8 protein-coding genes are annotated in these 8911 nt (G+C 63.6%); 4 read left to right on the plus strand and 4 right to left on the minus strand.

Translation table 11 applies throughout. The features are described from left to right. Window positions 1-182: 182 nt before the first annotated feature. The 4 genes from LB520_RS26710 to LB520_RS26725 all read right to left on the minus strand — a co-directional run bounded on the left by LB520_RS26710 (window position 183) and on the right by LB520_RS26725 (window position 3349). Entirely contained in the window at window positions 183-416 is a 234-nt protein-coding gene (locus tag LB520_RS26710) for a hypothetical protein (RefSeq protein ID WP_095767962.1), read from the minus strand. Window positions 417-610: 194 nt separating this feature from the next. Next, complete coding sequence (locus tag LB520_RS26715; protein ID WP_095767963.1) at window positions 611-1228, minus strand: transglutaminase-like cysteine peptidase; 618 nt, start codon at window positions 1226-1228, stop codon at window positions 611-613. A 186-nt stretch (window positions 1229-1414) separates the two neighbouring features. Further along, window positions 1415-2692 carry a polyhydroxyalkanoate depolymerase gene (locus LB520_RS26720; RefSeq protein ID WP_224639932.1) on the minus strand — a complete coding sequence of 426 codons (1278 nt, stop codon included), beginning with the start codon at window positions 2690-2692 and terminating at the stop codon, window positions 1415-1417. A 294-nt stretch (window positions 2693-2986) separates the two neighbouring features. Beyond that, a complete protein-coding gene (locus LB520_RS26725; protein ID WP_095767965.1) occupies window positions 2987-3349 on the minus strand; it encodes a septal ring lytic transglycosylase RlpA family protein in 363 nt (120 codons plus the stop codon). Window positions 3350-3659: 310 nt separating this feature from the next. Between LB520_RS26725 and LB520_RS26730 the strand changes: the two genes are divergently transcribed. The 4 genes from LB520_RS26730 to LB520_RS26745 all read left to right on the plus strand — a co-directional run bounded on the left by LB520_RS26730 (window position 3660) and on the right by LB520_RS26745 (window position 8575). Then, a complete protein-coding gene (locus LB520_RS26730) occupies window positions 3660-3845 on the plus strand; it encodes a hypothetical protein (protein WP_224639933.1) in 186 nt (61 codons plus the stop codon). A 370-nt stretch (window positions 3846-4215) separates the two neighbouring features. Continuing rightward, window positions 4216-5556, plus strand: a complete 1341-nt coding sequence (locus LB520_RS26735; protein WP_224639934.1) for an FAD/NAD(P)-binding protein — start codon at window positions 4216-4218, stop codon at window positions 5554-5556. Window positions 5557-5975: 419 nt separating this feature from the next. After that, the gene (locus tag LB520_RS26740; protein WP_224639935.1) at window positions 5976-7412 is read left to right on the plus strand and encodes a pyridoxal-phosphate dependent enzyme; all 1437 of its coding nucleotides are present in this window, start codon (window positions 5976-5978) and stop codon (window positions 7410-7412) included. Beyond that, window positions 7409-8575, plus strand: coding sequence for a trans-sulfuration enzyme family protein (locus LB520_RS26745; protein WP_224639936.1), 1167 nt, complete (start codon window positions 7409-7411; stop codon window positions 8573-8575). The genes LB520_RS26740 and LB520_RS26745 overlap by 4 nt, the downstream gene beginning before the upstream one ends. The last annotated feature ends 336 nt before the right edge of the window (window positions 8576-8911 follow it).

The following is an 8911-nucleotide window of genomic DNA, read 5'->3' on the forward strand; positions in this document are numbered from 1 at the left end:
TAGCCGAAGCCGCCCGAACTTCGTCATCCACGGGCGAAGCGGACGCGCAGGCCCGAGGATCATTCCGTGACTCGCGCGAAGGGCAAGGCGGCGCAGAACAAAGATCGTTCTGCGCCGCGGTGACGTTCAGCGAGGGCCACGGCTTCCGTGTGCTAGGCCGCGAACAGCCCTTATTCCTGAAATCACTGCTTGCCGGCGCCGTTCGTGCTACCGCGTCCGCCATTGTTGTTGTGATCGCGGCCGCCATTACCACCGCCCAGACAAGCCGAGGAGTCGACGCCGCAGCAACGGCCGCTCCACAGATCGTTGAGATTGGTCTTGGCGCAGCTTTTGGTGGTCTCGTCCGCCAGGGCCGATCCGGTCAAGGCCGACACCGCGATGGCGGCAAGCAGGGTGTTTCGCAGGAAAGCAGTCATTGAAATTCTCCATGGTTGGGTTTGTCGTCCACGGCTATGTGTCGCTGACCGGACGCAAAAGGTTCATGGAGAGATGCGAAATAATGTGTCCGAGAGAGCGAAACCCTCTCTTCGTCATCTAGGGCCTGCGCTGCGTCGCTGCGCTCCTTGCTTTGCTCGAATGACGAAACCGAGGTTAGCGCCCTCAGCTCTGCCTACTGCACCGAGCCCACAAGCACAGGCTGGCCGTCGCGGATCGAGACCCAGCGCCCGGTGTTGTCGATCGCCTGCCGCTTGAGGAAGCGGTAGCCGGTCGCGTCCCAGGCTTTGACCTTGTCGGTCAGGTTGTCGAGCACATAGTCGCCCTTGTCGGTGCGCACCGTCAGCACCGAATGGCCTTCGCCGTCCGGCTTGCGCACGACGGTGATCAAAAGGTCGGCCAGCGACATGCCCAGGCGGTAGAGCTGGCGGCGCTTTTCCAGCACATAGTCCTCGCAGTCGCCATAGCCGTCGTCCGGATAGGCCCAGACTTCGTCCTTGCCGTAGTGATCGAGATCGCTCAGCGGCTTGACGGCGGCATTGACCTTGGCGCTGACGCTGACCAGCCTGCGCCACAGGCCGTCCGTCATGGTGGCCGGCCCGAGATTGACCGGGCGGATGTTGCATTCGCTCGGATGCGATTTGCAGAAATCATAGTGGCCGATCGGTTGCGAGGTCAGGCCGCCCGTGGCCATCGCGCCAGCCGCCCAGGCCGGCACCGCCCAATGCGCAGAGATCGCCAGTCCTGCGGCTGCACATAAGCGCAGAATCCGCGTCATCGCTGAGGAAGTCATTGCCCCCGCCCTGTTCTTTATTAACGAAACGTTAAGGGCGATTTACAGTCCGTGTCAATTGGAGACGACGGTCAGTTTGGCGGCATGGTTACCTGCGCGATCCCGTAGCGGCACTTTCGCAACAGAAGCGCGGGTGCAAACCGCTGGCCGCCAGGTGGCGGCAAGGCTGATGATGTGCTCCGGAGTTCAGCTTTTGGCGGAACGGACCAGTTTAGGCTTCGCCGCCACGCGGTGCTGGCGGCCATAGCTGGAAATGAAGTCGACGATGCGCGGCACGATCTCGGAGCGGAAGCGCGAGCCGTTGAAGACGCCGTAATGGCCGACGGCCGGCTGCATGTAGTGCGCCTGCCTGTCGGCCGGGATGTTGACGCACAAATCATGCGCGGCCTGGGTCTGGCCGAGGCCGGAAATATCGTCGTTCTCGCCCTCGATGGTCAAAAGCGCAACGTTGCGGATCGCCTTCGGATCGACCGGCTCGCCGCGATGCGTCATCTCGCCCTTCGGCAGAGCGTGGCGCACGAACACGGTGTCGACCGTCTGCAGGTAGAATTCCGCCGTCAGGTCCATCACCGCCAGATACTCGTCATAGAAGTCGCGGTGCTTTTCGGCGCTGTCGCCGTCATGCTTCACAAGGTGCATGAAGAAGTCCTTGTGCGCGATGATGTGGCGGTCGAGGTTCATGCTCATGAAACCCGAGAGCTGCAGGAAGCCGGGATAGACCGGGCGGCCGAAGCCCGGCACCGGCCACGGCGCCGGCATGATGACATTATCGCGGAACCAGTCGATGCCCTTTTCCTTGGCCAGAAGATTGACCGCGGTCGGGTTGCGGCGCGTGTCGACCGGTCCGCCCATCAGCGTCATGGTGGAGGGCACGAAGGGATCGCCGCGCTTTTCCATCAGTGCCACCGCCGCCAGCACCGGCACGGAGGGCTGGCATACGGCCATCACATGCGTGTCGGGGCCGAGCGCGTGGAACATCTCGATGATGTAGTCGACATAGTCGTCGAGATCGAAGCTTCCTAGCGCCGCCGGCACCATGCGGGCATCGACCCAGTCGGTGATGTGCACGTCGGCATGAGGCAGCATCGCCTCGACCGTGCCGCGCAGCAGCGTCGCGTAATGGCCCGACATCGGCGCCACGATCAAAAGCTTCGGATCGGGCTTGCGGCCGGCGGGCAGCGCGCGCTCGAAGCGGATCAGGTCGCAGAAGGGCTTCGACCAGACCGTCTTTTCGGCGACGTCGACGCTTTTCCAGTCGACCACGGCCTTGTCCAGGCCGAACTGCGGCTTGCCGTAGCGACGGGTGGTTCGCTCGAAGAGCTCCGCGGTCGCCGCGACCGAGCGGCCGAAGGGGGTGTGGGAAACCGGATTGAGCGGGTTGGAGTAGAAGAGCCGCACCGCGTCGGCATAGAAGCGGGCCGGCTGCAGCGCCGCATGGTTCATTTCGTAGAGCTGGTAGAACATCGCGAACCCCGCTGCCGTCCGACGACCAAAAGGACGACGAACTGCGCCGAGCCTTGAATGTCTCCCGGCGAGGTTAGCAAGATATTGTTGCGATGCAATACGTCATTTTGTCTGACGAATGCATCTTTCGTTCAACCTGTTGAAAACCGGACTTAAGCGGGCGAGCCGGCTCAATGTGCGCTGCCGAAATGTGAAGGATATGTGTCCGGCCCCTTCATGCCGGACACGACCAATGCATGTCGCCCCGAAGTGGGCAGCCCTTTGGATGACGACATGCATGAAAACTAAGGCGGCTCAGACGCGCGCCATGCAGACGGCGGTATGGCCCGAACCGATGAAGCCCAGCTGGCCGGCGGCGCCGCGGGAGAGATCGAGCATGCGTCCCTTCACGAACGGACCGCGATCGTTGATGCGCACGACGACGCTGCGGCCGTTGTTCTTGTTGGTGACCCGAAGCTTGGTGCCGAAGGGCAAGGAGCGATGGGCTGCAGTCAGTGCCGAGGGGTTCATGCGCTCCCCTGAGGCGGTTCTGGAATGCAGCGCATACCAGGAAGCGCGGCCGCACTGCGCGGCGGCGGAGGAGGCGGATGAGGCGCCGGCCATCAGGCCAGCCGCGATCGTTACCGCGACAAGCGCAGTCTGGTTAGTTTTCTTCATGCTTTGGGGATGGCTCCGTTAGAGATATGCCCCGCCGATATGTGCCGAATGAGGCGAGAAATGCGGCATTGATCTGGCGGTTCCATGGCGACAGCACACGTTTGGAGTCGCCGCGAAACAGTTTGTCATGATATTCACAGCCCCGTTAAGGCGTATTCTCACTGAATATCGGGCCTGCATACGGGACATTCGGGGCAAGATCGGCCCACAAGATTTGAAGTACTGAGGGACGGAACTGCTTCGATTCCTCGACGTCTTTTGTTGCGTCCCCATTGCCGTTCAGGATCGACTTCCGGAGAGGGTCCAGCCGATGCGATTGATCAGATTTGTGCTGGCGCTGATTGTGCTGGGGCTGGGTGCGCTTTGGTCGCTGCAAGGCCTCGGTCTCGTCAAGGACAGTTTCATGACCGGGCAGACGCAATGGCTCTATATCGGCCTCGTCACCATGCTGGTCGGCGTGGTCGGCCTGCGCTGGGCGACCCGCTCGCGCATATGACCTTGCCGGTCGGGGCGGAGACGGCTGGCGGTCAGGCGGTCGCATTCGCCGGCAAGCAGCATCGTTGCGCGCGTCGCTCCGCCCCAGAATGACGAAGGAAGATGGCCGCCGCCCTCCCACAAAACACCCCAGCGAACGAAAAATCCGCCTGTCATCCCTTCTCGGCAAATCCATGCTTCAAAGGGGGTGGCATTGGGACTGCGATTTCGTGCTTGGCACGGTTAGTATAGTAATCTTATCAACATTGGGAGTGAGAGAACGATGCGCGACCTTCAAAAAACCGTTCCGGCGATCGTTCGTGGCTTGCGGCTGAGGCCGTCCGCGGCGCTCGCCCAGCGCTGATCGCTCGAGTCACGTTCGGCTAGCAGTCATGGTTGGACGCGGCAACTCCATCATCATTGTCGGCGGCGGCGCAAGCGGCGTCGTGCTGGCCGCGCACCTGTTGAAGTCGCCCAATCCGGACCTGCGCGTCACGCTGATCGAGAAGCGGCCGCATTTCGGCCAGGGCATGGCCTATTCGACGCTGCTCTCGGCGCATGTGCTCAACGTCAACGCCTCCGGCATGAGCGCCTATGCCGACGACCCGACGCATTTCGCGCGCTGGGTGCTGGAACGCGGCCTCGCCAGGCCGGACCAGGGACCGTTCTACGCGCCGCGCAGCCTCTATGCCCGTTATCTGCAGGATGTGCTCGAGGGCCTCGAGGAGCGCGAGCGCGAGACCGGGCGTCTCAGGTTGATCCGCGAGGAGAGCCTGTCGATCGCGCCGACCTCGTCGGGCGTCGAAGTCGCACTCGCCAACGGCACCAGCGTCGTCGCGCATCTCGCCGTCCTGGCCACCGGTCACGACGAGCAGCCCGGCGCCTTTCAGGGTCACGCCGTCCGCATGGGGACGGAGGCCGACACTGCGCTCGATGCTGAAGCCCAGGTGCTGCTGCTCGGTACCGGCCTGAGCATGGTCGACGCTTTCCTGTCGCTGGAGCAGCGCGGCCATCGCGGCGCCATCGTCGCGGTGTCGCGTCGCGGCCTGCTGCCGTCGCCGCACCGCAAGGGCAATCCGATCAAGCTCGATATCGCCGATATTCCGCTCGGCACCCAGCTTTCCTATTTCGTCGGCTGGTTCCGCAACCTGATCCGCGAGACCCAGAAAGCCGGCGGCGACTGGCGCGACGTCGTCGATGGTCTCAGACCCTTCAACCAGGCGATCTGGCAGAATTGGCCGTCCTCGGCCAAGCGCCGCTTCGTCGAGCACACCAAGGCCTGGTGGGACATCCACCGCCACCGCATGGCGCCGGAAGTCTATGCGCGCGTCACCGAGGCGGTCGCCTCAGGCCGCATCCGTCTCGTCGCCGGCAGGGTGGTGGCCATAGAACCGAACGGCGGCTTCGTGGTGAAAATCCAGCCGCGCGGCACGCAGGACGTCGAGACCCTGGACGTCGCCCGTCTCTATGATTGCATGGGCATCGCCCGCGACATATCGCGGACGTCGAACGGTGTCGTGCGTTCGCTGGTCGAGCGCGGGCTGGCGCGTCCCGATCCGCTGCGCCTCGGTCTCGATGTCACGGCGAAATGCGAGCTGATCGCGGCCGACGGCACGGTGTCGTCGAAGCTGCTCGCCGTCGGACCGCTGACGCGCGGCACCTTCTTCGAGATCGACGCCATTCCCGACATCCGCGTGCAATGCGCGAAGCTGGGCAAGCAGTTGTTGGGATAGCAGGGCTTCTCGCTGGCAACAGGAATTCTGACATGCTGGCGGGACAGCACCCCCCTCCGCCCTGCCGGGCATCTCCCCCGCAAGGGGGGAGATCGGACTTCATCACCGCTTTCGCCAATCGCCAACGTCGAAGGGGAAGCGCCGGCGACGGAACTGTCAATCTCCCCCCTTGCGGGGGAGATGTCCGGCAGGACAGAGGGGGGTGCCTCGCGCTGGCTTCAACAATGAGAGACTGCGAAGCAATCCGCTAGAATTCCATTCCTCCACTCGCCGCCGGATTGGCACGATCTATCTTCTTTCCTGATGAAAAGGGCTGGAAAAGACGGGGCGCGCGATCCGCGAAACCGGAATGGATTCCCGCGGCTTCCCGCGCGAGATTGCCGACATCCGCCTCGAACTGCTTCGATGGAGCAATGAAGATGAGCGAGCAGACAAAAGCGGCGCCGAAGGGCGCGCACATCAGCCTGTCGAGACTTCGTCCGCCTTACGCTTCGGTGCTCGACCTGATCGGCCAGACGCCGATCGTCGAGCTGACCAAATTCGACACCGGCAAATGCCGCCTGTTCATCAAGCTTGAAAGCCAGAATCCGGGCGGCTCGATCAAGGACCGCATCGCGCTGTCGATGATCGCGGCGGCGGAGAATGAGGGGCGCCTGAAGCGCGGCGGCACGATTGTCGAGGCCACCGCCGGCAACACCGGCCTCGGCCTCGCCCAGGTCGGCATCCCGAAAGGCTACCGCATCGTCCTCGTCGTGCCCGACAAGATGTCGCGCGAGAAGATCCAGCATCTGCGCGCGCTGGGCGCCGAGGTGCGCATGACCCGCTCCGATGTCGGCAAGGGCCATCCCGAATATTACCAGGACATGGCCGAGAAGATCGCCGCCGAGCTGCCCGGCGCCTTCTATGCCAACCAGTTCGCCAACCCGGCCAACCCGTTGGCGCATGAGACGACGACCGGCCCGGAGATCTTTTCGCAGCTTGAAGGCGATGTCGACGCTGTAGTGGTCGGCGTCGGCTCCGGCGGCACGCTCACCGGCCTCGGCCGCTTTTTTACGAAACACTCGCCGAAGACCGAGATGGTGCTCGCCGACCCGGTCGGCTCGGTGCTGGCGCCGCTGATCAAGACCGGCAAGATGGAGGAGGCCGGCAGCTGGACGGTCGAAGGCATCGGCGAGGATTTCGTGCCGCCCAATGCCGATCTGTCGCTGGTGAAAAAGGCCTATTCCATTCCCGACAAGCAGAGCATGCTGGCGGTGCGCGATCTGTTGTCCAGGGAAGGCATCCTGGCCGGCTCGTCCTCCGGCACGCTGCTGTCGGCAGCGCTTCGCTATTGCCGCGAGCAGACGACGCCAAAACGCGTCGTCACCTTGGTCTGCGACAGCGGCAACAAGTATTTGTCGAAAGTCTTCGATGACATCTGGCTGGCCGAGCAGGGCCTTGCCGACCAGGAACAGCATGGCGATTTGCGCGACCTGGTCATGCGCTCGCCCCGCACCGGCGACATTGTGACCGTTGGCCCGGAGGAAACCTTGCTCAACGCCTATGGCCGCATGCGCCGCTCCGACGTTTCGCAGCTGCCGGTGCTGGACCAAGGCAGGCTGGTCGGCATCGTCGACGAGAGCGATATTTTAGCCAAGGTCGACGGGCCCTATGACGGCCGCTGGGACCGTTTCAACGCGCCGGTGCGCACGGCCATGACGTCGAACCTGCACACGCTGCAGGCCAATCAGACGCTGGACGCGCTGCTGCCTGTCTTCGACCGCAACGAGGTCGCCATCATCTTCGATGGCGAAGAGTTCATCGGCCTGATAACTCGTATCGACCTGATCAACCATCTGAGGCGCCGCGCCAAATGACTTCGAACGGCAAGAACCGCCTGGCCTTTTCCACCCGCGCCATCCATGGCGGCCAGAGCCACGATCCGCTGACCGGCGCCGTGATGGTGCCGATCTACGCCACCTCCACCTACGGCCAGCAGTCGCCCGGCGTGCACAAGGGCTTTGAGTACGCCCGCAGCCAGAACCCGACGCGTTTTGCCTTCGAGCGCGCCGTGGCCGACCTCGAAAGCGGCTCGGCGGCTTTCGCCTTCGCTTCCGGCCTGGCGGCGATCGGCACGGTGCTCGAGCTGCTCGATTCCGGCGCCCATATCGTCGCCACCGACGACATCTATGCCGGCTCGTTCCGCCTGATGGAGCGGGTGCGCAAGCGCTCCGCCGGGCTGCAGGTGAGCTTCGCCGACTTCACCGACCTCGCCGCGGTCGAGGCCGCGATCCGGCCGGAGACTAAACTGCTCTGGGTCGAGACGCCGACCAACCCGCTGCTGCGCATCGTCGATCTGGAAGCGGTCGCCGCCCTGGCCAAACGCAAGGGGCTGCTCACCGTCGCCGACAACACCTTCTGCAGCCCCTATATCCAGCGCCCGCTGGAGCTCGGCATCGACATCGTCGTCCATTCGACGACGAAATATCTCAACGGCCATTCCGACATGGTCGGCGGCGTGGCGGTCGTCGGCGACAACAAGGACCTCGCCGCCCAGCTGAAATTCCTGCAGAACGCCGTCGGCGCCATTTCCGGCCCGTTCGACAGTTTTCTAGCGCTGCGCGGTATAAAAACCCTGGCGCTCAGGATGGAGCGTCATTCGGCCAACGGCCTGAAAATAGCGCAATGGCTGGAAACGCGAAAAGACGTCCGCCGGGTCATCTATCCCGGCCTCGCCAGCCACCCGCAGCATTCCATCGCCGTCCAGCAGATGCACGCCTTCGGCGGCATGATCTCGGTCGATCTCGACCGCGACCTGGCGGGAACAAAACGCTTCCTCGAACGCACGCAGCTCTTCACTTTGGCCGAGAGCCTCGGCGGCGTCGAAAGCCTGATCGAGCACCCGGCGCTGATGACGCATGGCTCGATCCCGGCCGAAAAGCGCGGTGCGATCGGCATCTCGGATTCGCTGGTGCGGCTGTCGTGTGGGATCGAGGATGGGGACGATCTGATCGCGGATCTGGAGCAGGCGCTGGGGTAGGTGAGGGTCTTGGGGGCAGTCGTCGAGTTCCGTCACACCCCCTCTGGCCTGCCGGCCATCTCCCCCGCAAGGGGGGAGATTGGATGTCGCGACCGCTTTCGCGAATCATCGACGTTGCAGGAAAGGCGCCGCCGGCGGAGCTGCTAATCTCCCCCCTTGCGGGGGAGATGCCCGGCAGGGCAGAGGGAGGTGTTGTCCCGCCAACCTGTCCTTCGTCATTCTAGGGCGGAGCAAGGAGCGAAGCGACGCGCGCAGACCCTAGAATCCTGTGTGTTGGTTCTGGTGTATGGTTGAAGTGGGAAGGAGACCGAATGAATCCTGGTCGTCCTTTCGGAC

The sequence above is a fragment of the Mesorhizobium sp. CA12 genome (assembly GCF_020165255.1).
Taxonomy (GTDB): Bacteria; Pseudomonadota; Alphaproteobacteria; order Rhizobiales; family Rhizobiaceae; genus Mesorhizobium.